25 protein-coding genes and 1 tRNA gene are annotated in these 19,470 nt (G+C 63.5%); 12 read left to right on the top strand and 14 right to left on the bottom strand.

What is annotated here, in order from left to right:
- Positions 1-35: 35 nt before the first annotated feature.
- Positions 36-614 (bottom strand): HPF/RaiA family ribosome-associated protein, encoded by a 579-nt coding sequence (locus DTX69_RS01995; protein WP_119299801.1) that lies wholly within the window; start codon positions 612-614, stop codon positions 36-38.
- A gap of 32 nt (positions 615-646) precedes the next feature.
- Positions 647-856 (bottom strand): hypothetical protein, encoded by a 210-nt coding sequence (locus DTX69_RS29925; RefSeq protein WP_162916509.1) that lies wholly within the window; start codon positions 854-856, stop codon positions 647-649.
- Between the two features lie 154 nt (positions 857-1,010).
- On the opposite strand from DTX69_RS29925, the gene DTX69_RS29930 reads away from it, so the two are divergent.
- A complete protein-coding gene (locus tag DTX69_RS29930; protein WP_162916510.1) occupies positions 1,011-1,184 on the top strand; it encodes a hypothetical protein in 174 nt (57 codons plus the stop codon).
- Between the two features lie 139 nt (positions 1,185-1,323).
- On the top strand, positions 1,324-2,481 hold the full coding sequence (locus tag DTX69_RS02000; protein ID WP_162916511.1) for an MFS transporter: 1,158 nt from the start codon (positions 1,324-1,326) through the stop codon (positions 2,479-2,481).
- An 80-nt stretch (positions 2,482-2,561) separates the two neighbouring features.
- On the opposite strand, the gene DTX69_RS02005 is transcribed toward DTX69_RS02000, so the two are convergent.
- Complete coding sequence (locus tag DTX69_RS02005; RefSeq protein WP_119299803.1) at positions 2,562-3,062, bottom strand: SRPBCC family protein; 501 nt, start codon at positions 3,060-3,062, stop codon at positions 2,562-2,564.
- On the bottom strand, positions 3,059-3,412 hold the full coding sequence (locus tag DTX69_RS02010; protein WP_119300031.1) for an ArsR/SmtB family transcription factor: 354 nt from the start codon (positions 3,410-3,412) through the stop codon (positions 3,059-3,061). The genes DTX69_RS02005 and DTX69_RS02010 overlap by 4 nt, the downstream gene beginning before the upstream one ends.
- 176 nt (positions 3,413-3,588) lie before the next feature.
- On the opposite strand from DTX69_RS02010, the gene DTX69_RS29935 reads away from it, so the two are divergent.
- A complete protein-coding gene (locus DTX69_RS29935) occupies positions 3,589-3,756 on the top strand; it encodes a hypothetical protein (protein WP_162916512.1) in 168 nt (55 codons plus the stop codon).
- A 321-nt stretch (positions 3,757-4,077) separates the two neighbouring features.
- Here the strand turns inward: DTX69_RS29935 and DTX69_RS02015 are convergent, their stop codons facing one another.
- Both DTX69_RS02015 and DTX69_RS02020 read right to left on the bottom strand, forming a co-directional pair.
- Positions 4,078-4,788, bottom strand: coding sequence for a hypothetical protein (locus DTX69_RS02015; RefSeq protein ID WP_119299804.1), 711 nt, complete (start codon positions 4,786-4,788; stop codon positions 4,078-4,080).
- A gap of 23 nt (positions 4,789-4,811) precedes the next feature.
- Positions 4,812-5,432 carry a hypothetical protein gene (locus tag DTX69_RS02020; protein ID WP_119299805.1) on the bottom strand — a complete coding sequence of 207 codons (621 nt, stop codon included), beginning with the start codon at positions 5,430-5,432 and terminating at the stop codon, positions 4,812-4,814.
- 96 nt (positions 5,433-5,528) lie between these two features.
- On the opposite strand from DTX69_RS02020, the gene DTX69_RS02025 reads away from it, so the two are divergent.
- Together DTX69_RS02025 and DTX69_RS02030 are read left to right on the top strand one after the other, a co-directional pair.
- Positions 5,529-6,320 carry a hypothetical protein gene (locus DTX69_RS02025; protein ID WP_162916513.1) on the top strand — a complete coding sequence of 264 codons (792 nt, stop codon included), beginning with the start codon at positions 5,529-5,531 and terminating at the stop codon, positions 6,318-6,320.
- Between the two features lie 215 nt (positions 6,321-6,535).
- Positions 6,536-6,826, top strand: coding sequence for a hypothetical protein (locus DTX69_RS02030; protein WP_119299807.1), 291 nt, complete (start codon positions 6,536-6,538; stop codon positions 6,824-6,826).
- 46 nt (positions 6,827-6,872) lie between these two features.
- Here DTX69_RS02030 and DTX69_RS02035 read toward each other — a convergent pair whose 3' ends face one another.
- The 3 genes from DTX69_RS02035 to DTX69_RS02045 all read right to left on the bottom strand — a co-directional run bounded on the left by DTX69_RS02035 (position 6,873) and on the right by DTX69_RS02045 (position 8,847).
- On the bottom strand, positions 6,873-7,730 hold the full coding sequence (locus DTX69_RS02035; RefSeq protein WP_119299808.1) for a DUF2971 domain-containing protein: 858 nt from the start codon (positions 7,728-7,730) through the stop codon (positions 6,873-6,875).
- A gap of 456 nt (positions 7,731-8,186) precedes the next feature.
- On the bottom strand, positions 8,187-8,441 hold the full coding sequence (locus DTX69_RS02040) for a forkhead box protein (protein ID WP_119299809.1): 255 nt from the start codon (positions 8,439-8,441) through the stop codon (positions 8,187-8,189).
- A gap of 61 nt (positions 8,442-8,502) precedes the next feature.
- Positions 8,503-8,847, bottom strand: a complete 345-nt coding sequence (locus DTX69_RS02045; RefSeq protein WP_162916515.1) for a hypothetical protein — start codon at positions 8,845-8,847, stop codon at positions 8,503-8,505.
- A gap of 108 nt (positions 8,848-8,955) precedes the next feature.
- Here DTX69_RS02045 and DTX69_RS02050 point away from each other — a divergent pair, with 108 nt between their 5' ends.
- Positions 8,956-9,405, top strand: coding sequence for a hypothetical protein (locus DTX69_RS02050; RefSeq protein ID WP_119299811.1), 450 nt, complete (start codon positions 8,956-8,958; stop codon positions 9,403-9,405).
- On the opposite strand, the gene DTX69_RS02055 is transcribed toward DTX69_RS02050, so the two are convergent.
- Positions 9,365-9,916, bottom strand: coding sequence for a hypothetical protein (locus DTX69_RS02055; RefSeq protein WP_119299812.1), 552 nt, complete (start codon positions 9,914-9,916; stop codon positions 9,365-9,367). The two genes, DTX69_RS02050 and DTX69_RS02055, sit on opposite strands and share 41 nt — an antisense overlap.
- A gap of 133 nt (positions 9,917-10,049) precedes the next feature.
- Here DTX69_RS02055 and DTX69_RS02060 point away from each other — a divergent pair, with 133 nt between their 5' ends.
- The gene (locus DTX69_RS02060) at positions 10,050-10,307 is read left to right on the top strand and encodes a hypothetical protein (protein ID WP_119299813.1); all 258 of its coding nucleotides are present in this window, start codon (positions 10,050-10,052) and stop codon (positions 10,305-10,307) included.
- A 717-nt stretch (positions 10,308-11,024) separates the two neighbouring features.
- Here DTX69_RS02060 and DTX69_RS02065 read toward each other — a convergent pair.
- Positions 11,025-11,101 (bottom strand) — tRNA-Arg (locus tag DTX69_RS02065).
- 364 nt (positions 11,102-11,465) lie between these two features.
- Here DTX69_RS02065 and DTX69_RS02070 point away from each other — a divergent pair.
- From DTX69_RS02070 to gpt, 3 genes are all read left to right on the top strand, one after another.
- On the top strand, positions 11,466-12,524 hold the full coding sequence (locus DTX69_RS02070) for a hypothetical protein (protein ID WP_162916516.1): 1,059 nt from the start codon (positions 11,466-11,468) through the stop codon (positions 12,522-12,524).
- 121 nt (positions 12,525-12,645) lie between these two features.
- A complete protein-coding gene (locus DTX69_RS02075; protein WP_119299815.1) occupies positions 12,646-13,083 on the top strand; it encodes a DUF4864 domain-containing protein in 438 nt (145 codons plus the stop codon).
- 73 nt (positions 13,084-13,156) lie between these two features.
- Positions 13,157-13,651 (top strand): xanthine phosphoribosyltransferase, encoded by a 495-nt coding sequence (gene gpt, locus DTX69_RS02080; protein ID WP_119299816.1) that lies wholly within the window; start codon positions 13,157-13,159, stop codon positions 13,649-13,651.
- Positions 13,652-13,661: 10 nt separating this feature from the next.
- On the opposite strand, the gene DTX69_RS02085 is transcribed toward gpt, so the two are convergent.
- The 3 genes from DTX69_RS02085 to panB are packed head-to-tail and all read right to left on the bottom strand — an operon-like array spanning position 13,662 to position 16,339.
- Positions 13,662-14,600, bottom strand: a complete 939-nt coding sequence (locus tag DTX69_RS02085; RefSeq protein WP_119299817.1) for a threonine ammonia-lyase — start codon at positions 14,598-14,600, stop codon at positions 13,662-13,664.
- 2 nt (positions 14,601-14,602) lie between these two features.
- A complete protein-coding gene (panC, locus tag DTX69_RS02090; protein ID WP_119299818.1) occupies positions 14,603-15,451 on the bottom strand; it encodes a pantoate--beta-alanine ligase in 849 nt (282 codons plus the stop codon).
- An 18-nt stretch (positions 15,452-15,469) separates the two neighbouring features.
- The gene (gene panB / locus DTX69_RS02095) at positions 15,470-16,339 is read right to left on the bottom strand and encodes a 3-methyl-2-oxobutanoate hydroxymethyltransferase (protein ID WP_119300032.1); all 870 of its coding nucleotides are present in this window, start codon (positions 16,337-16,339) and stop codon (positions 15,470-15,472) included.
- Positions 16,340-16,480: 141 nt separating this feature from the next.
- On the opposite strand from panB, the gene ggt reads away from it, so the two are divergent.
- Both ggt and DTX69_RS02105 read left to right on the top strand, forming a co-directional pair.
- Positions 16,481-18,262, top strand: a complete 1,782-nt coding sequence (gene ggt, locus DTX69_RS02100; protein WP_284735491.1) for a gamma-glutamyltransferase — start codon at positions 16,481-16,483, stop codon at positions 18,260-18,262.
- Between the two features lie 9 nt (positions 18,263-18,271).
- On the top strand, positions 18,272-19,462 hold the full coding sequence (locus DTX69_RS02105) for a class I SAM-dependent rRNA methyltransferase (RefSeq protein ID WP_119299819.1): 1,191 nt from the start codon (positions 18,272-18,274) through the stop codon (positions 19,460-19,462).
- Positions 19,463-19,470 lie beyond the last annotated feature (8 nt).

Here is a 19,470-nt window from a genome sequence, read left to right on the forward strand (position 1 = left end):
CTGCAGTACGTTCCGCCTCAGAACACGCTGGACAGTCAGCGGCGCCGCTGGGCGCTCACGATGCCGACGGAGCTCGCCTGCGGTCCCATCGGACCTTCGCTGATCGCTTGCGTCACCTGCACCATGGTGCCGACCTTCAGCTCGTCAAAGTTACCGTCCACCATGGCGTTGCGCGTGAAATAGAGTTCGGGACCACCGCCGATCTCGATGAAGCCATAGCCCTGCTCGGGGAACAGCCGCACGATACTGCCGGTCTGCCGAGCATTTTCGTGGAACTTGACCTCGCCGCGCTGCCGGTCGCTGAGATTCTCGAGCTGGCGTTCGACTGCTTCAAAGGCGCGATTGATGGCCGCCAAATGGTCGCCCTTCATGGAGCGCTGCGCCTCCGAATCCTTGGCGACAATGCGCGGCCGGTTGGCGACATCGACCTCCACTGAAATGCCCAGCGGCGGATGGTGCCCTTCAGCGCTGCGATGAGTCGCCTCGATCACGACCCGGCAGCCGATGATGTGGGGATGGAACCGTTCCAGTCGGTCGACGCGCTCCTCGACCAGGTTCCTGACGAAATCCGACGAGTCCAGATCCTTGAAGGCGATCTCCAGTGGTCTTTGCATGAGGCCTCACCCTGAGGTAGGAACACTTAAACCTAAAACAGATGCCTCAATGGCATGTTCCCACGTCGGGACTGCGGGAGCAAGGCCCATGGACCAGCTTCTGACCCACGACCAGTTTCATCCACGTCCGGATCATCATTGGAATCGTCACGCTCGCGATCGTGCATTTCCGGTGGTTCGAGTTGGGGTTGCAGCGTATCGACATCTGGACGTTCGAGATCTACTTCTTCGTCATCTGCCATGCTGCCCTGTTCTTCTTCTTAAGCGCGCTTCTGTTTCCCGATCGCATGGATGAATATTCGAGCTTTGCCGAGTATTTCCATTCCCCGACAGAAGTGGTTCTATTTCCTGCTCGGCACGCTTTCTGGCCGACCTCGTCGATACCGCGATCGAGGGGTGGATCATTTCAGCGCGTTCGGTGTGTTCTATCCGGTCCGGCAGGGCGTTTTATTCGCTCTATCGATCGCCGCCATCTTCATCGCCGACCGGCGCTATCACGGCGCCTTCGCGCTGCTGGCGATTGCGGCGGAAATTTATTGGATCGTGAGCCAGTTCGAGGTGCTGGAGTAGAGCAGCGCGCACAATTGACGGCATGCCGTCATCGGCGACGATTGACACGCGCGCGGCGCTTCCCGACACTGCGCGGCGCATTTGCTTGATAGAAGGTATTTCCCTCCATCCGTCGCGGCTCTGCGACAAGCTTCAAGTCATGACAGGATCGACCTTGTCCACCCGGCACCTCTATCGCGCGGTTCATCGCTTCTGGTACCCTACGGCGATGGCCTTTTTCATCAACGGTGTGGCGTTCGGCGGATGGGCCGCCTTGGTTCCGCGCGCGATCGCGCGTCTGGATGCGGATGAAGGGACATTCGGCCTGATGCTGCTCGGCATGGGCATCGGCGCGGTCCTGGCCATGGCCTTCAGCGGGCGGCTGATCGCAAGGTTTGGCGCAAGTCCGCTCATCCGCGTCAGCCTCGCAATCTTTCTTGCGAGCTACATCGCGGTCTCGATCTCATCGACCTGGGCGCTCTTCGTCCTTGCCCTGTTGTTGTTCGGCGCCGCCGGCGGTCTCATGGATGTGGCGATGAACGCTTATGCGTCCGACGTCGAGATGCACATGAACTGGCGCGTCATGGCGTCCTTCCACGGCATGTGGAGTGTCGGCGGATTGGTTGGCGCTGCGGCAGTCGGTGCCATGCTGGCGGTGGTCAGCGATCTGACCCAGGCGCTGATCCTCTGCGCCTTGCTGGTCATTCTCTTCCTGACCTGTCAGCACGATCTGATCCCGCTGCGGCACAAAGGCGATGGCAAGGCAGGGCCGAGATTCGCGATCAACCGGATTGCCCTCACCCTCGGCATCCTGGCGGCGATCTGCTTTTCCGCCGAAGGCGCGGTGCGCGACTGGAGCTCGCTCTTCCTCACCAGTGAAGTCCGGACCAGCATCGATCGTGCAGGCTGGGGCTTCGCTTCATTCTCCGCGACCATGGCGCTGGGGCGTCTATCCGGAGACTGGCTACGCCTGCGTTTCGGCGAGCAAAGGGTGATCATCACCAGCTGCGTCGTCGCGGTGCTCGGATTCCTCATGGCGGTCCTGCTGACTGATTATCTGGCGGTCGTGGCCGGTTTTGCGCTCGTCGGCCTTGGCCTTTCCAACATCGTGCCGATCCTGATCAGCGCCGCCGGGCGCAGCAATACGCCCGGCTCTTCGATCGCCTTCGTGGTCGCGTTCGGCTATGCCGGCTATCTGGCCAGTCCGCCAGCTCTCGGTCTCATCGCCGGCCAAAGTTCGCTCGGCACCATGTTCCTGGTCGTGGCGGCAAGCTGCGTTGCGATGGCGGTGGGCTGGGTCTTGATCGAGCGCCGCTGACAGACGCAGCGCGCCAGAGCCGCCACTTGCTCCAGGCGCGCATTGACAACACTCCCGCTAGCATCCGTGGCGGTCGTGCATCAGTTCGCAGCCTTCAGTTCAGTGAGCAGCTCTTCGAGCAGCTTCATGCCCGCGCCCCAGCCCTTGCCCATATTGTCCATTGCGGCCGCGAAGCAGGCGATCTCGGCTTCGCTCGCTTCGTGCGGTGTCCACGTTAGGCGCATCCGGGTTTGGCTGCGCTCTTCCTCGAAAGTTACGGTGGTCAACAGGATGCGGGGCCAGTCCGGCATCATCGGATTGGGCGCGATGTTCCATCGCGCGTCGGCATTGGCCATGAGGCAAACGAGCCGTTCCGGCGCGGCGACTTCAGTGAATTGCGTACGCTGATAGCTGGACCTTCCGCCCATTCTCATTTCGTTGAGCCATAGTCCGCCCGGCCTCACGTCGAGACGATGAATGATCGTCTCGACGTTTGGTCCATACCAGCGGGACAGGAGCTGAGGATCGGTCCAGGCTCTCCAAACGAGTGCCCGCGGCGCCGCGAATGTCCGCTCCAGCACGTAGCTCGGTAAGTCAGTCATTCGCGTTTCCCCTCGGCTTGCTTCAATTCTTCCAGAAGGCCTTCAAGCTGATCGAGGCTGCCTTCCCAGAAGGCGAGGTGACGCTCGAGCCACGCCCGGGCCTGCCGCAATTGCGTCGGCTGAAGCCTGAACATGTGACGACGTCCCTCCACATGTCGGGTAATCAATTGCGCCTGCTCCAGCACCCGCAAGTGCTTGGAGATGGTCGGCTGCGAGCTTTCGAACAGGACTCCAAGCTCGCCCGCCGAGCAGGCACCTTTTCGACTGATCGTTGCCAGCATGCGTCGTCGCGACCCGTCGCCTAGGGCATGAAATGTCCGATCCAGCGCCTCGGTATAATGTATAGCCATCTGGCTAACAGTAGCAGTCTCGTTCGCACGACGCAAGAATTGCGCGCCATCGCCGGCAAAGGTCTGCTTATGGCGCTTGTTTTGTCATCAATGCACTGGAAGCTAGCTGAAGGGTAATGCGCTGACCGACAGGTTCCGGAGGGGTTGGTGGATATGCTACATCTCTCGACACGGTCGTGACCTTCATGCGCGCGTTCATGGGCTTCGCGACAGGATCAAGCAACCGCGCCTGGGCTGGCGCCGGTTCGCACGACAACAGCGCAATCGCGAACGCCTATCGGGCGCACAACGACAGCATCGTCGTCGGTCGGGCAGTCAACACCGCCGCCGGGTGCGACAGCTGATTTCGTTTCGTTCGACGCGGACGGGTTCACGCTCGATTATGCGAACGTCGATTCCGCCGCGCGGTGGTTCCCCTACATCGCTATGCAGGTCGCGCAGCCCGCCGGCAGCGCGGGCGGCGGCACCGGCTGGATGTGGGTAGGATAGCGTGTGCGATGCGATCGGCGGTGACGACCGGTCAATGGCAAAGACCGCCAGCGGCCTCGAGCTCCGCCGGCGGTCAACCCTGGCCGGCTTGAGGAGCATCACCAGGGGCGCGCTACGGTCTGTCGCTCGAGGGGTGGTCAAGGTTCATTGCGCGGCCCATGGTGCGGTCAATAGGCTTAGTCGGGCAGCACGAGTTCCGAGGCGAAGTTGGCGATTATCAGCTTGGTTCCCGAAACACACTCTGTGCAAAAGGAGAGAGCGTTCAGGTCAGTGCCTTCGATGTGGAATCGCACCCAGATTTCGACGCGCGCCTCCACGCCTGGAGTTTCAACCGGCAGCTGCGATTTGGGATCGATTGGCGCGCCGAAGACCGATACACCTTGTCCAAATGTCACGCCTGGCCCCCAAGACACGCTGTTTCCACGTTGATCGGAAACCACCACGCGCGGTTCGGACTGGATCTTCTGCGGCACCAAGCCCACGTGCTTCTTCGCGGCGAACTTTCGAAGCATGGCTATCCAGTTGTTTTGCGGATCGGACAACGGCTGCCACCGTCTGAGCACTTTGGCGAATACCGGATCTTTTTGCTCAACGTCGACAAGCTTCCATTGACCGAGGGCAGATCGAAAGCTCTGTTCGTCTATCGCGGCTGGAAAATATCCGCGCGGCCTTTCCGAGACCCCGAGCGTCGGCGCTATCCTGATCTCCCAGGCTAAGTGCATAAGCTGATCGAGTGCGTTCGCGCACTTTTCAATGACCTCGTGCGTCAGGTTCAGCGCTCGAGGCGTAACTTCCAGATCATGCAAGCACTTCTCGAATTCCTTCTCTAAGTCCGCGGCTAGCTCACCGGCGCGTTCGACCAGAGTTCCTATCAGGCGAGTTCCCATTTGAATTGACCTCAATTGCAGATTTAGGCCTGATGCCGGTTCAAATTCACCGCCACCGTGCACGTGCCGGCGCTTCCCGCTGCCATCGAATAGTCGCCGCCCGCCGCCTCCTCACCAAACGCAGCATTCACCGTGATGAAGCGCGGGCCCACGACGCCATTCGATGCCGGCGTCTTGCCCGCCAGGGCCTTCTCGAGCTTGCCCTCTCGGTTGATGGTTCCCTGGAAGTTGTATTCGGCCTTGCCGCGCCATAGCAGGCCCTTGGCTTCGCCGCCTGTGACGCTGATCTCCATCGCCCATGGCGAGCCGCATCCGTCGTTTCCGCCTTCGCCGGTCCATTTGCCATCGAATGCGCCGGAGCGCACAGCGCGGGCGGTTGTGATCGAACCCCGGCCCGCGGTTGAGGAACAGTCACGCGCCAAGCTGGCCAAATGCATGTTACGCCGATGCAGGGCATCGATCTCGACGCGCTCAGCATCGGACAGATCGAGAGCGAAGAGCGCCGGCCAGAAAAGCAACACACCGACTGCGCCGATCGCGATATTGGCGTTGCGGTCGGAGTTATCCGAGCCGCCGAATGACCTACCACGGAGCGCGGAGCGCCGCGCCGGCCGGTCGCCGGCACCATCTGGGAGGAAGTCCATGAACACTGTTCAAGACCGCAAACGCACCGAGCACGAGGAACTGGTCCTGACCTTGGTCGAGCTAGATCGGATATCGACCCCTACAGCGGCCTCGCGTTGCTAACGTCACTCGCCAGCGTGGGCGTATTCGATGCCATCGCCGCCGCGAACGGATTCCGCCAGGCACCGATGCGCACCAAGATCGCCGCGACGACGGTGGGCCTCATTGGCGCTGAGCTCGATTTGGGCGAGGTTGTGCCGATCGGCAGCCTCCAGATCGAAGGCGACCAGCTTGAGCGCCGCAGGGCCAGCGCGATCGTGACCTTCACGCGCGAAATCTTCCGAGCTGCAGGAACGGCTGGACAAACGCTGTTCTCGCTCGAGCTGCGCACGGCAGCCGCCCGAGTGGTCGACATGGTCTTTCTCGACTCCATCGTCTCGAGCCAGACAGAGGAGACAACCGTTGCCACGATCCCCGAGGCAATCGCGGCCGTCTTCGCCACCTTGATGACCTACCAAACCAGCAAGGTGTTCTTGGTCTCCGACCCGGCCACCGCGGCGCTCGCCGCGGGCTTGGTCGGCAGTGCTGGCATGATGTTCCCGAACCTGTCGCCCTCAGGTGGTAAGGTCGGCGAGACGCCCTTCCTCGTGAGCGACACGCTCGATTCCGGCGTGTTAATGGCGATCGATGCCGATCAGATCCTCGCGAGCCAGGGCGCGCTCAGCGTAGATGCAACTGATCAAGCGGACCTGCAGCTTTCGGACGGTCCGTTGGGTGGCGCGCAGAACCTCACCGGCCTCTGGCAGAGCTCGAGCTCCGCGTTGAAGATCAATCGTGAGTATGGATTCTGGCTGCGCGATCCCGGTGCCGTGTCGCGAGCGATCATCAGCGGTCTGGCCGGGAGCTGACCCATCGTGCCACAGCCACAGAAGCGCGCCAGAGCCCTTTCCCTAGATCCAAAATGGCTCGGCGAGACGATCGGCAGATTGATAGTCGACGCGATCGAGCGTCACGCCAATGCGCACAAGCGGGAACACGATCAGCTGCTGATGACTGTGCGCGGAATGATGTCGCGGCTAGACGCGGCTGAAAGGCGGCTGCGCCAGATCGAGGAGAAAAGCCGATGAGCAAGACCACGCCCTACGACGGGACTGTGAACGCCGCCGTCGAGGCGCTCGCGAACGCGATGCTGCGCCACTTCGAGAATGTGCTGGCCGATCACGTGGAACGCCTCCAGTGCGCCGGCTATCCACCAAAGGACATCGACGACTTCAAAGCGCGCGCCAAGGCAAACTTCGACAGGATCTTCGCCGAGACGCTGAAGCAGCATGCTATCAGCCTGCAGAAGCGGCTGCCCTGGCGCCAGCAGCCGGCCGCAGGTGATCTGGGGCCGCCGGCCGCGACGGGCCAATAGGCGGCGCCACGGCGGCGGGTCAGGCGCGACCCGCCGCCACACACTGCTAATACTGCGTTTCAAGCAGCTCCGCGATGGCAGGCCAGGGCTGCGGGACGCTGTTCTGCCAGCGCATAACGGCGACATTCAGGTCGTGCGCGAAGGCATATGCGGTCACCGCTGCGCAGTGCTTTTTGGGGAATTGATCCCCGATCAAGATGCCGACGAGAGACCGGTGGATATTCACGAAGAAGAATTCGTCTTCTCCGCCTTCGACGATCCATCGGCATTCGCGCTCCTGGCTCCAGTCCTGGTTCTTGACGAAAAACAGCTCTCGCCAGTGCTGATCGATGTGCGCCTTGGCATAGGCAACCGGCCCAAGCCGCACCACCTCATCCAGGTTCACCATCAGCGGATCGGGTGCCTTTCGGATGCGTCGACCAACCTCGTATCGCACGCGATCGCTGTGGACTTGACGGCCGAGCGCAGCGGCGGCAGCTCTGATATCGCGGTCGAGCTGTTGGCGATCGAAGACCAGGCACGCGCCGGCGTAACGATCGCCATAGTGCCACCACATCGCCGGTCGCGAGTGACCGCGCTCGAAGGGCGCGGCGTCGAGATCTTCGCCGTTGTCTTCTCGCCTTTTTGTCTCGCAAGCCTCGTAGACATCTTCCGAGAAGCATCCGACCCGCCAGCCATGCTTGATGTGCTTGTTCAGCAGCGCCCGGACCGGCGGCTCAGCAAAGTCAAGGCTAACCGCGCGGGCGTGATAGTTGAGCGCCCAGTCTTTCGATTCACGGGGATCGTTGGTCAGGCGAAAGGGCGAGAATCTCAGCTGTCCTGACGGCAGGATGTGAAGCGCCACGGTCTCCGCTCGCGTATAGTGATAGACGTATCTGGCGTGATCGGTCAGCGCGTACCACATGCCCCTTAATCCCCAAGAGAACGGCCGCCGCGCGCAACAATCAGCGCAGCAATCCCCAAGTCTGGCGAAGATAGTCGGCCGCCTCAGCGCTGGTCCAGGCTGCGTAGTGCGCCGCCGGCCGGCCAGTGGCAATCAGCCCTCATTCCCTCATCCATCAGGCTGCCACCAGGCGCCCGGCCACAGGCGCCACGACAGCGACCGGCTGGCGCCAACCCCCCTGCCAATTTCGCGACGCTGTAAGCAAAACTGCCCCACCGGTCCCCGATCAAGAGCGCCGGCGTTTTGAGAGTGCCCCCCACCGGCACTCGCCAATTTTCGCTTGGGCGACAATCAGTTCAAGCAGGGTCCGCAAATTTGCGAACCCACTGTCACCAGAGAGCAGGCTGCGGAGCTGGCGCACGTCAGCACAGGCTCAGTCAAGGCCGCGCGCGTGCGTGCCGCCCTGCGATCGAGGGATCACTTCAGAGTCCACTCGTCAGATATTTCCGATCGACGCGCACCGATCGCGAACAGCAGACGGACGGTCTTCTGTTTATCTGACGCGATTCCATGCATCAGCTGCCCAGTTGAGCGGAATCCTTTGGGAAATTTCGGATCTCTTAACATCTTGCGCAGGCGCTGCTTCAGATGACGTTCGCTGTTCCAGCCCACGAGAACTCCAGTCAGCCATTCGAGGATGGCCAACACACAATATCGGCCCCATTCTTCCATTGTTCGAATGGTCCCCCTAGCGACTTCCCCTGAGTCATGCTCTCGCGGAGGTTGCGAATAGTCAAGCCGCGACAGTCGCGGGCAGTAATCTCACGCGCACCGCGCGGATCGCGACGGCTGGGAGTAGGGCGCCGGCGGCCTCGCCGTACGTGGCGTCATCACGCAGCCGTCGCCCAGTGACCTTGGCCACCTGTCGCGCGGCGCCGGTCGGCAGCGGGTCTGTGCAAAGGATCATGTATTCGAGCACTCGCGAGATCCGGACCGGCACGCGATCGGTGCCAAAGGCGACTTCAGGCTCTGCCAGTCCGGCCTTCCAGGCCTCGAAGGCGTCAACTGCGGCGAGGAAGCTGTCGCGGATGGCGCCGTGCGCGTGACCGCCGGTGTCAGGCCGATAGGGCTCGCTCATGCTCATCTCCGCGACGCGCAGCGACCACGCGAACATAGGCAGCATCAGAATCGGGGGCAAGGAACGCTTTGCAGTTTACTTGGCGCGCTCGCGACCTAAGATTCAAAAATGAAATTGCTCACCGCCTCATGGTTCTCCCAGCTCCCCGAAGGCTCCATCAAGATCGGCATCTCGCGCGGCGTGCCCAGGCGGCAACCGGCGGGCTATCGCATGCTGCACGAACTACAGCCAGGACCTTGGTTCACCTCGATCGACGTCGACCAGTATCGCCGGCGCTATCAGCAGATCCTGGACCAGCTGGACCCCGCGGCGATCGTTGGCAAAATAGAAGAGCTCGCGGCCGGCCGAAGCCCGGTGCTCTGCTGCTTCGAGCGGCCGGATCATAAATCATGGTGCCACCGCGCATTTGCTGCGGCGTGGCTCGGCGCCTACCTCAAGCGCGTGGTGCCTGAGTTTGGTTTTGAGCAGCTCCCGCAGGCGGATCATCCGCTGATGCCGCGGCGCTGCGCAGCGCAGGCTACCGCATTGCATGCACAACGAACGCTACAAGTGCGGTGAAGAGGCCGACGGCGCCTGATGCCACGATGTCCCACTGCAGAACCAGCTTTGCGATCGCTGTCGATATAGTCACAAGGGTGATAACCCACTTATACCGGGCGAAGAACGCGGCCACTACGATCGCCACGACCACGACGGTCCAATAGCAAACTTTCCACCAGGTTGGCCGCATCGACAGGCGCTCGCCGCGCTTGCTCAGGCGCGCGACCCGCTTGGGTGTGTGTAAGCCGAGGTTGGGCGTATATCGATTTCGATCCAGGCGAGCATCAACTAAGTGAAGCCGCTCGAATCGAGTCAGCACCCCCTCGAGACACTCATCCAACTTGTTCACGTGCACGGTATTGGCGGGATCATAGGGCACGCCATCAAGGTCGTTCCCTGTCGAGGCGAAGTAGCTCCTCACCTCTCCCAGCGTGAGTTCCGCTCCGGGCTTCGCCTTCATGGCAGCAGCCACGATGTCGAACCATTCAAGGTAAGCTTTGACCTCGCGACGCAGCGTGTCCCCGATCATGGATCGATGCTCCCGTTCGGCTGCCGCCTACGCGACAGCGAACGACGTTTGCGGTTGCAACAGATTCCGGTTTTCATTGTTTGTTAGTGGTTTAGAGCGGAGGCTTTATACCTTCCAGCACTGAGAGGCCGGCATGAAAGACGAGCTCGAGCGCATCAGGGACTGGGCCAAGGAAAAGATCCAGGGCGGGAACGAGCCGCCCTGGAGCTGGTATCAGCACATGAAGCTGATCGAGGCCGCAGAGGCCATCCTGGCTGGGATGGCTACCACGGCAGCGCTACCGGATGGGGCCGAACGTCCGGAAAGGCATCTCCGACTAGTGGGGTCAGGCGATCAGCAAGAAACCGCTCAACGCCATCCCACATCCATACCGGTAACTCTGCCCATGTGACGCTGAGGCCGAGCGGCCGATAGGCGGTGACGAGAGGATCCCGCCGATGCGCACTGATGCGATCAGCTATGATCCCTTGTCCAACGCGGACAGTCCAACTTGGGCTGCCGCGATGCCAGATGATGTAAACACCACCGATCTCGTCCCCGACCGTCTCGAGCTTGAGCCGATCGAAGTCGCACCAGTGATCGCCACAATTACGCCATGTGATACTGCTCAATGGCAGGGCACTCCTATGTTCGGCGGCGCTGCCGCCAAGTGGAGCTACCCCCTATTGACGTGGTCACGGGCGGCCCGCTAGGGTCCGCCCCGCATCTATTGCCACGGGGGCCAGGGGTAGCACTGTGGCCCTCTGTGTTTCGAGCCGGACGGTCTAGACCCCCGTCCGGCTCGTGTCTTTTCAGACGCATCGATACCTATCGTAACCCGTTGCGTCGGTCAAGTATTCGCCCGCGCAAAAATCCCCAGTTTTTCAATGAGTTGGGAGTTGTTAACTACCAACTTATCCACAAGTAATTGTGTCTTAAGTCAGATCGCTTGTGGACTCGGCGAAATGACGGCACGAGGACTGTATTGGTGGGGTGTGCTTTGGAGCAAGTAAGCAAACGGCATCCCTGGCCGGGGGCCTGAAAATTCTCACAGATGCACGCTGTTACCCAGGATGTTACCCAGGCTCCGGTTTGACGCTTCTAGATGGCAGCTAACATATTGAAATGATGGCGCGCCCGAGAAGATTCGAACTCCTAACCTTCTGATCCGTAGTCAGATGCTCTATCCAATTGAGCTACGGGCGCGCATCGGGCCGGTCGGCCGGCCCTGGTTGGCTGCGCCATCGGACGGGCACAAGCCACACTTGCAGCGAAGGGGCCCGGAGGCCGCCTCGTCGCGGGGGCGGAACCTAGCGGAGAGGGCCGGCACTTGCAAGCGTCAAGCGTGCTGCCTTCTCTATGATCGCAAGGCCTCGCGGCCGATCGCCAAAGCCTTGAATTGGGTAGCATTCCGCCCTGGTGCAAGCCGCCGAGGCGTGGCTCTTTCGCGCATCCCGCGCGCCGGGACCGGAGGGGCATGCCGGTTGATTCTTGGCGGAAAAACTGCCAAACGGGTGTCCAATAACACCTGTCCAGGACATGGTTGCCAGCACCGGGGGCCTACCTAAAAATGAAAAAATCCAGAGTTTTCGCCCTATTGGTTGCGGCCTTGACGCTTGGCGCGTGCGATTTTGTCCAGAAGGGTGTCGCTCCCTCGGTCACTGGCGTCAGCCCTGCCACTCAGCCGGCCCAGATCGTGCCGCTGGACGTGTCCAAGCTGGGCACGCCAAGCGCGACACCCGTGGGGGCCCGCATCACCCAGTTCCGTTCGGACCTGGCCCGGCTTCAGCAGGCTGCGGGCGCGCAGGTCCAGCGCGGCCGGCAGCTGCAGACCGACCTGGAGGCCAATGTTGCCGGTTACCAGATTACCGCCAGCACGATCCAAACCCGCCAGCCGGGCGGCACCGCAGCGGATGAGTCCATCCCGGCCTGGCAGCAGGCCCAAGGTCAATTGCGCGTCATTTCGGCCAGCCTGGATCAGATGAACGCGTTGTCCAGCGAGGTGGCGAAGAACATCGCCTATGCGGCCTATTTGCAGCAGTCGATTCGCGCCGCCAGCGCGGACCCTGAAGGCACGAACGAGGACCGTCGCCAGCTGCTCGTGCTCGAAGACGCCACGACCCAGACCGCCAACAGCCTCGACCAGCTGCTCGATGGGATGCGGCAGCAGGTGCTGCGGGAAAGCCATTTCCTCGGGACGGAGGGCGCCAAGCTGGCCCAGATGGCGCCGCCCACAATCGGCACCGCAGCCAATGTTGCCCCACCGCTTCAGCAATCGGCAGCCCCGTCGGCGCACATTGCCGGCCCGGCCGGAGCCGGCCTCGCCAGCGGGCGGCCGTTCGTCGTCATCCGCTTCGACAATCCGGGCGTCGAATACGAACAGCAGCTCTATGAGGCGGTAAGCGCCGCCCTGGCCCGCTCGCCCAACGTCGCCTTCGACCTCGTGGCGGTCGCACCGGCCGACGGCACTTCGGAAGAACTCGCACGGAATGCCGAGGCCGCGCGCGCCAGCACCCAAAGGGTCATGCAATCCCTGCTGAACATGGGCTTGCCCGCGGATCGCGTCAGCGTCAGCCAGCTGACGGACCCGAACGTCCAGAGCAACGAAGTCCGCCTGTACGTCCGCTGATCGCCTGGAACCGGGGTTCCGCCGGCTGCATTGCTTCCGCGGCACCAAATCCAGATCGGCCGGCACAGCGTAGAGCCTGAAGGAGGCGTATGATGCGCCTGCTTCTGCGCGGAGGCCGTCAATGGTCGCTCTTGCCCGCCGATTGACTCTGATCGCCACGATGCTGCTGGCCGGCGGTGCCCTTGCGACGGCGGGCGAGTCGATCGCTCCGGCCGAGGCCGCCGCCATCCGGCAGGTGATCCGAGGCCAGATGGAGGCCTTCAAGATCGACGATTGGGCTGCAGCCTTCGCCTATGCCTCGCCCGCGATCCAGAGCAAGTTCCAGAGCCCGCAGATCTTCAGCCAGATGGTGACGCAGGCCTATCAGCCGGTCTATCGCCCGCGGGGCGTCCAGTTCCGCGGCGTCCAGGCAAGCGAGTTCGGCCCGACCCAGGAAGTGTTCGTTGTCGGGCCCGATGGGCTCTCCTATCTCGCCTACTACACCATGGAACGGCAGCGCGACGGCAGCTGGCGAATCAGTGGCTGCTACCTGGTACGGGCGGCGGACGAGAACGTCTGACTGGCCGCTTGCCGCTGCCGCGAGGCCGCGCTAAGGGAAGCGCATATTCGATGGCTTCCAAGGACCAGCGCTCATGACCGTCTCCTACCAAAAGACCTTCCCGGTAAGCTGGGAGGAACTGCACCGGACCGCGAAGGCCTTGGCTTGGCGCCTGATCGGGCAAGGCCCGACCGGCGGCCAGTGGCAGGGCATAGTCGCCATCACCCGCGGCGGCCTGGTGCCGGCGGCGATCATCGCGCGCGAGCTCGACATCCGGCTGATCGATACGGTCTGCATGACGTCCTACTCGGACGAGCATCAGCAGGGCGAGATGAAGCTGCTCAAGGGCGTGGCTGGCGACGGCGCCGGATGGCTCATCATCGACGATCTGGTCGACACGGGTAAGACGGCGAAATACGTGCGCGAGATGCTGCCCAAGGCGCACTTCGCCACCATCTATGCCAAGCCTGCGGGGCGGCCGCTGGTCGACACGTTCGTCACCGAGGTGAGCCAGGATACCTGGATCTATTTCCCCTGGGACATCGAACCGCAATTCATCCAGCCGATCGTGAAATTGAAGGGCCAGTGAGCGCCTCGACCTAGGCAAACTCCCTCAACAAATCCATCCGCACATTCCCGCCGCACAGAATGGTGGCGACCGGTACCTCGGCGCGCGGCGCGTCCATGATCGCGGCCAGGCCCGCCGCGCCGGAAGGCTCGATCGCCACGCCGGCGTGACGGAACAGCAGGCGCATCGCTTCCTTCATGCGCGCATCGCTCACCAGCACCACGTCGTCGATGTGGTCGCGCATGAAGGCGACCGCTTCCGGCACCGGCAGGCGCACGGCAAGGCCGTCGGCAATAGTGTTCGCGCTGTCCGTCGTCACGACGCGCCCCTCGCGCCAGGAAAGCATCATGGAGGGTGCGCCCTCGGGGCAGATGCCGATCACCTTGATGTCCGGCGCCTTGGCCTTGATCCAGGCGGCGACGCCGGAGATGAGGGATCCGTTGCCGACCGGCACATAAATCGCCGACGGGCGGACGGCCGATTGCAGCAGCTCGAGAGCGATGGTGCCCGCGCCTTCGGCGATCGCCTGCTCGCGTCCGTCTTCCAGGAAATAGCCACCGCTCTTGCGCGCCAGTTCCTGCGCATGCAGCTTGGCCGCGTCGAAATCGTGGCCGTGCAGGATGACCTCCGCACCGAACCGCTTCATCGCCTCCAGCTTCAGCGGATTGGCATTGGCCGGCGCCACCACCTGCACCGTGAGCCCGGCGCGCGTACCGCAATAGGCGATGCCTTGCCCGAAGTTCCCCGCCGAAGCGCAGATCACCGCTCGGCCTTTTTCGGCGAAGCTCTGCGCAAACCATGATGTCCCGCGCCCCTTGAAGGAGCGGATCGGATTGAGCGTCTCGACCTTCAGCAGGACCGGCCGGCCGAGCTCCGCGCTCAGCCCGTCGCACAAGAACTGCGGCGTCGCCTTGAAGATGGGATCGATCGCGCCAATGGCCGCCGCGATCCGTTCGATCGAGATATTCATGATCAGATGACCGGCCAGTTGTCGATGAGGCGCGTCGCGCCGACATAGGCCGCGACGAACACGCGCGACGGCGTGCGTGCAAGCGGGACCGGTTGCAATGTCGTCTCGTCGCACAGCTCCAGATAATCCACGCGGTCGAAGCCGGCCTGGTGCAGGCGGCCCTTGGCGCCGGCGAGGATCGGCGCAGCGGCCAGGCCGGTGCGCAGCTCCGCCACCGTCTCATGCATGATCTGCGGCAGTGCGCTCGCGATCTTGCGTTGCGCGGGCGAGAGGTAGCGGTTGCGCGAGGACATCGCCAATCCATCCGCCTCGCGGATGGTGGGGATCGGCACGATCGCCACCGGGATGTTGAGATCGCGCACCATCCGACGCACGACCTGCAGCTGCTGGAAATCCTTCTCGCCGAAGTAGGCGCGGTCGGGCAGAGCCTGCAGCAGCAGCTTGGTCACCACGGTCGCAACGCCAGTGAAGAAGTGCGGCCTTGAGATGCCTTCCAGATGCTGCGTCAGCCCGCCGACCAAAATGCTGGTCGAGAATCCATCGGGATACATTTCTCCGACGTCCGGCGTGAACAGCAGGTCCGTGCCGAGCTCCTTCAACATCGCCACGTCCGCCGCTTCGTCGCGCGGATAGCGCGCCAGATCCTCGGTCGGGCCGAATTGTTTGGGATTGACGAAGATGGTCGCGATCACCCGCGCATTGTCGAGCTTGGCCGAGCGCACCAGGGTCAGATGCCCGTCATGCAGCGCACCCATGGTCGGCACCAGCCCGACGCTGGCACCGCTGCGCCGATAGTGCGCCACCGCAACGCGCAGATCGGCGACGGTCCGGACAATCTGAAGCTCAGGCATGATCGATGCTAGCGTCCGTCAGCTCGATTTCTTGAGGCTGCCGAACACATTGTCCGGTCCAGGGAAGACGCCGGTGCGCACGTCGGCAGCGTAGCTGGCCGCCGCCGAAGCAATGTCGTCCGCCAACTCCGCATAACGCTTCACGAAGCGCGGCTTGAAGGCGCCGAACAGGCCCAGCATGTCTTCCGTCACCAGCACCTGGCCGTCGCAATCGACCGAGGCGCCTATGCCGATGGTCGGCACCGGAATGCGCGCCGTGATGGCCTGCGCCACCTGTTCCAGCACGCCCTCGACAACCACCGAAAACGCGCCCGCCTCCGCGATCGCCACCGCATCGGCCATCACGCCGGCGGCCTCATCGGTGGCGCGGCCGCGCGCGCGATAGCCGCCGAGCGTGTGCACAGATTGCGGCATCAGCCCCACATGGCCCATCACCGGAATGCCGCGCTTGACCAGAAACTCCACGGTCGGCGCCATTTCGCGCCCGCCTTCCAGCTTCACGGCCGAGCAGCCGGTCTCCCGCATCAGCCGCGCGGCGCTGCGGAACGCCTGCTCGGTGCTTTCCTGATAGGACCCGAACGGCATGTCGACCACCAGGCACGCATGCTCCGACCCGCGCCGGACAGCGGCGCCGTGCATCACCATCATGTCAAGCGTGACGGGCAGCGTGCTCTCGAACCCATAGATCACCATGCCGAGCGAATCCCCGACCAGCAGCAGATCGACATGCGGATCAAGCGCACGCGCCATCGGCGTGGTATAGGCGGTGAGGCAGACGATCTTTTCCTTGCCCTTGCGCGCCACGAGATCAGGCACGCTGATCCGTGTCATCTTGGCGCCAGAGGGCTTGGTCTTACCGCCGGCCGTGCCGCTATCGTGAATGCTCATGCCCAGCTCCGCCTGATCTTTCGGAGAGGCGCATCTTCCACCGATTTGCTGCGGTGCACAATAGGAATCCGGCGGCGTTTGGACCGCTTCCCCTGCCATCAGGAAGCCGCTAAGAACGCCGAGAATCTGGGTAATTGCCGCATGATGACCGACGATCCGCGCGTATCAAGGACATCCCCAAGCTGGAGCATCCTGGCCTTTGCGCTGCTGGGCTTGCTGGCAGGCGGCTGCGTGTCGGCGCCGGAGCCCCGGCCGACAGAGCCCCTGGTCGCAACCCAGAGCGGCATTCCGACCGCGCCCGAAGCGGTCGGCGATCACTTCATGGTGGCGACAGCCGATCCGGCCGCGTCCGAAGCAGCGCTCGCCATCCTCCGCAAGGGCGGCAGCGCCGTGGATGCAGCCGTCGCGGCCCAGGCTGTGCTCGGCCTGGTGGAGCCGCAATCCTCCGGGATCGGTGGCGGCGCATTCCTGCTGCATTGGGATGGCGTCACGCACAAGCTGAGCGCGCTCGACGGACGCGAGACTGCGCCGAAGAGCGCACGTGCCGACCTCTTCCTGGACAAGGACGGCAAGCCGCTCGACTTCCTGGATGCGGCGTTGAGCGGCAAATCCGTCGGCGTGCCCGGCGCGTTGCGTGTGCTGGAGCTCGCACACCGGCGCGAAGGCCGCTTGCCCTGGGCCGATCTGTTCCAACCGGCGATCGACCTGGCCGAGAACGGATTTGCGGTGCCGCCGGCGCTCGCGGCTGCGCTGTCCAAGGACGCGCATCTTAAGCGCGACCCGGAGGCGCGCGCCTATTTCTATGATTCCGCCGGCAATCCCTGGCCGGCCGGCGCGATCCTGCGCAATCCCGCCTACGCCGAGACCTTGCGCACGGTGGCGGAGGGCGGTGCCGACGTTTTCTATCGCGGGCCGATCGCGCAGGCGATCCTCGCCGCGGTGAATGAGGACGGTGTTGAGCACATGACGGCGATCGACCTCGTGGAGTATCGCGCCCGCGAGCGCGAAGCTCTGTGCAGGCCCTATCGGGTCTACCAGGTGTGCAGCATGGGTCCGCCAACCTCCGGCGGGATCGCGCTGCTGCAGATCCTCGGCATCCTGCAGAATTTCGATCTGCCGCCGATGGACCCCAACGGCCCACAAGCCTTTCACCTGATCGCCGATGCCAGCCGCCTTGCCTTTGCGGACCGCGACCGCTACGTGGCCGATAGCGATTTCGCACGTGTTCCGGCCGCCAAGATGCTGGACGCCGACTATCTCAAAGCGCGCGCCGGCCAGATCCGCAGCGATCGCACCATCGGCGAGGCGCAGCCCGGCAGATTCACCGATCCGCTGATCGTGGCGCAAGTCAGCCAGCAGCAATTCGAACCGGTTTCCACCTCCCACTTCGTCATCGTGGACAGCGCCGGCGACATCGTCAGCCTGACCAGCAGCGTCGAGATGGCGTTCGGCTCGCACCGCATGGTGAAAGGCTTCCTGCTCAACAACCAGCTCACCGATTTTTCCTTCCTGCCGGCCTCCGGCGGCCGGGCCACCGCCAATCGCGTCGAGGCTGGCAAGCGCCCGCGCAGCTCCATGACGCCGACGATCGTCTTCGACAGGGACGGCAGGCCCGCCTTCGCCCTCGGCTCTCCCGGTGGACCCAACATCATCGGCTATGTCGCGCAAGCGCTGATCGAGATGATCGACTGGGGCCGCTCACCCGGCGCTGCTGCGGCCGCGCCGCACATTCTCAATCGCAATGGTCCGACCTTGCTCGAGGCGGGAACCAATGCACTCGAGCTGCGCGATTCGCTTCAAGCGCTTGGCCACGAGGTCGAGGAGCGCGAGCTGAGGAGCGGCCTCAATATCGTGCAATTCAAGGACGGCCGAATGATCGGCGCCAGCGATCGCAGGCGGGACGGCATCGCGCTCGGCGAATAGGAACACGACATGAGCAATGATAGGCCGCGCGTGAAATTGCAGCCGGGTGGCGACAAGCGCGCCATGCTGGGCCACCCCTGGATCTTCTCCAATGAGCTGGTGATGGACGCGGCGGCCAAGGCGCTGCCGCCGGGCCAGATCGTGACACTCGTCCGTGCCGATGGAAGACCGCTCGGCGCGGCCTTCTTCAACGCCCATTCGCTGATCGCCGCACGCCTGCTGACCCGCGACGCCGACCGCGCGATCGACGAGACCTTCCTGCATCGGCGGCTGGAGCGCGCGCTGAGATTGCGCGAGCGGCTGATCGGTGCACCATACTATCGCTTGGTGCACGCCGAGGCGGACGGCATTCCGGGCTGCGTCATCGACCGGTTCGGCGACGTGGTCGTGGTGGAGCCGAACGCGGCCGGTGCCGATCGCTTGATCGAGCCGCTGATCGCATCCCTCGATCGGTTGCTGAAGCCGCGTGCGATCGTGATCTCCGGCGACGGGCCGGCGCGTGCCCTGGAAGGACTGACGCCGGTGCATCGCCTTGCCAAGGGCACGCTCGACGGCGCGATCGAGCTGCGGGAGCACGGCGCGCGGTTCCTTGCCGATCTTGCCGAAGGACAGAAGACTGGCTGGTTCTATGATCAGCGGGACAATCGCCTGCTCGCCGCGCGCTTCGCCAAGGACGCCGATGTGCTTGACCTCTACGCCTACAGCGGCGGGTTCGGCGTGCAGGCGGCGCGCCACGGCGCCAAGTCGGTGCTCAGCGTCGATCGGTCCCAGCCAGCATTGGATCTCGCGCATCGCGCCGCCGCCCTCAATGAGGTCGGCGACCGGCTCACCACGGAGACGGGGGAGGCATTCGATTTCCTCGAGCAAGCCGGCGCTGCGCATCACACGTTCGATCTGGTGATGGCCGATCCGCCGGCCTTCGTGAAATCGCGGAAGGATTTCCACCAGGGCGCCCGCGCCTATCGCAAGCTCGCGCGCCTTTGCGCAAGCCGGCTCAGGAACAGTGGCTTCCTGTTCCTCGCGTCCTGCTCGTATCACATGCCGCCAGACGAATTTCGCGCCCAGGTCGCGCGTGGCCTGCACGAAGCCGGCCGCGCCGGGCGCATCCTGCACGCGACCGGCGCAGCGCCGGACCATCCGGTTCATCCCATGCTGCCGGAAAGCGGCTATCTCAAGGGGCTGCTGCTACAAGTCGACTAGAGCCCACG

This window comes from Dongia deserti (assembly GCF_003574735.1).
In the GTDB taxonomy this organism is placed as follows: Bacteria; Pseudomonadota; Alphaproteobacteria; order Dongiales; family Dongiaceae; genus Dongia_A; species Dongia_A deserti.

Excerpts from the sequence above, each read along its gene's own strand:
- DTX69_RS01995 (WP_119299801.1), bottom strand. The coding sequence starts at position 614 with ATGCAAAGACCACTGGAGATCGCCTTCAAGGATCTGGACTCGTCGGAT.
- DTX69_RS29925 (WP_162916509.1), bottom strand. The coding sequence starts at position 856 with ATGGCAGATGACGAAGAAGTAGATCTCGAACGTCCAGATGTCGATACG.
- DTX69_RS02000 (WP_162916511.1), top strand. The coding sequence starts at position 1,324 with ATGACAGGATCGACCTTGTCCACCCGGCACCTCTATCGCGCGGTTCAT.
- DTX69_RS02005 (WP_119299803.1), bottom strand. The coding sequence starts at position 3,062 with ATGACTGACTTACCGAGCTACGTGCTGGAGCGGACATTCGCGGCGCCG.
- DTX69_RS02010 (WP_119300031.1), bottom strand. The coding sequence starts at position 3,412 with ATGGCTATACATTATACCGAGGCGCTGGATCGGACATTTCATGCCCTA.
- DTX69_RS02015 (WP_119299804.1), bottom strand. The coding sequence starts at position 4,788 with ATGGGAACTCGCCTGATAGGAACTCTGGTCGAACGCGCCGGTGAGCTA.
- DTX69_RS02020 (WP_119299805.1), bottom strand. The coding sequence starts at position 5,432 with ATGGACTTCCTCCCAGATGGTGCCGGCGACCGGCCGGCGCGGCGCTCC.
- DTX69_RS02030 (WP_119299807.1), top strand. The coding sequence starts at position 6,536 with ATGAGCAAGACCACGCCCTACGACGGGACTGTGAACGCCGCCGTCGAG.
- DTX69_RS02035 (WP_119299808.1), bottom strand. The coding sequence starts at position 7,730 with ATGTGGTACGCGCTGACCGATCACGCCAGATACGTCTATCACTATACG.
- DTX69_RS02040 (WP_119299809.1), bottom strand. The coding sequence starts at position 8,441 with ATGGAAGAATGGGGCCGATATTGTGTGTTGGCCATCCTCGAATGGCTG.
- DTX69_RS02045 (WP_162916515.1), bottom strand. The coding sequence starts at position 8,847 with ATGAGCGAGCCCTATCGGCCTGACACCGGCGGTCACGCGCACGGCGCC.
- DTX69_RS02050 (WP_119299811.1), top strand. The coding sequence starts at position 8,956 with ATGAAATTGCTCACCGCCTCATGGTTCTCCCAGCTCCCCGAAGGCTCC.
- DTX69_RS02055 (WP_119299812.1), bottom strand. The coding sequence starts at position 9,916 with ATGATCGGGGACACGCTGCGTCGCGAGGTCAAAGCTTACCTTGAATGG.
- DTX69_RS02060 (WP_119299813.1), top strand. The coding sequence starts at position 10,050 with ATGAAAGACGAGCTCGAGCGCATCAGGGACTGGGCCAAGGAAAAGATC.
- DTX69_RS02070 (WP_162916516.1), top strand. The coding sequence starts at position 11,466 with ATGAAAAAATCCAGAGTTTTCGCCCTATTGGTTGCGGCCTTGACGCTT.
- DTX69_RS02075 (WP_119299815.1), top strand. The coding sequence starts at position 12,646 with ATGGTCGCTCTTGCCCGCCGATTGACTCTGATCGCCACGATGCTGCTG.
- gpt (WP_119299816.1), top strand. The coding sequence starts at position 13,157 with ATGACCGTCTCCTACCAAAAGACCTTCCCGGTAAGCTGGGAGGAACTG.
- DTX69_RS02085 (WP_119299817.1), bottom strand. The coding sequence starts at position 14,600 with ATGAATATCTCGATCGAACGGATCGCGGCGGCCATTGGCGCGATCGAT.
- panC (WP_119299818.1), bottom strand. The coding sequence starts at position 15,451 with ATGCCTGAGCTTCAGATTGTCCGGACCGTCGCCGATCTGCGCGTTGCG.
- panB (WP_119300032.1), bottom strand. The coding sequence starts at position 16,339 with ATGAGCATTCACGATAGCGGCACGGCCGGCGGTAAGACCAAGCCCTCT.
- ggt (WP_284735491.1), top strand. The coding sequence starts at position 16,481 with ATGATGACCGACGATCCGCGCGTATCAAGGACATCCCCAAGCTGGAGC.
- DTX69_RS02105 (WP_119299819.1), top strand. The coding sequence starts at position 18,272 with ATGAGCAATGATAGGCCGCGCGTGAAATTGCAGCCGGGTGGCGACAAG.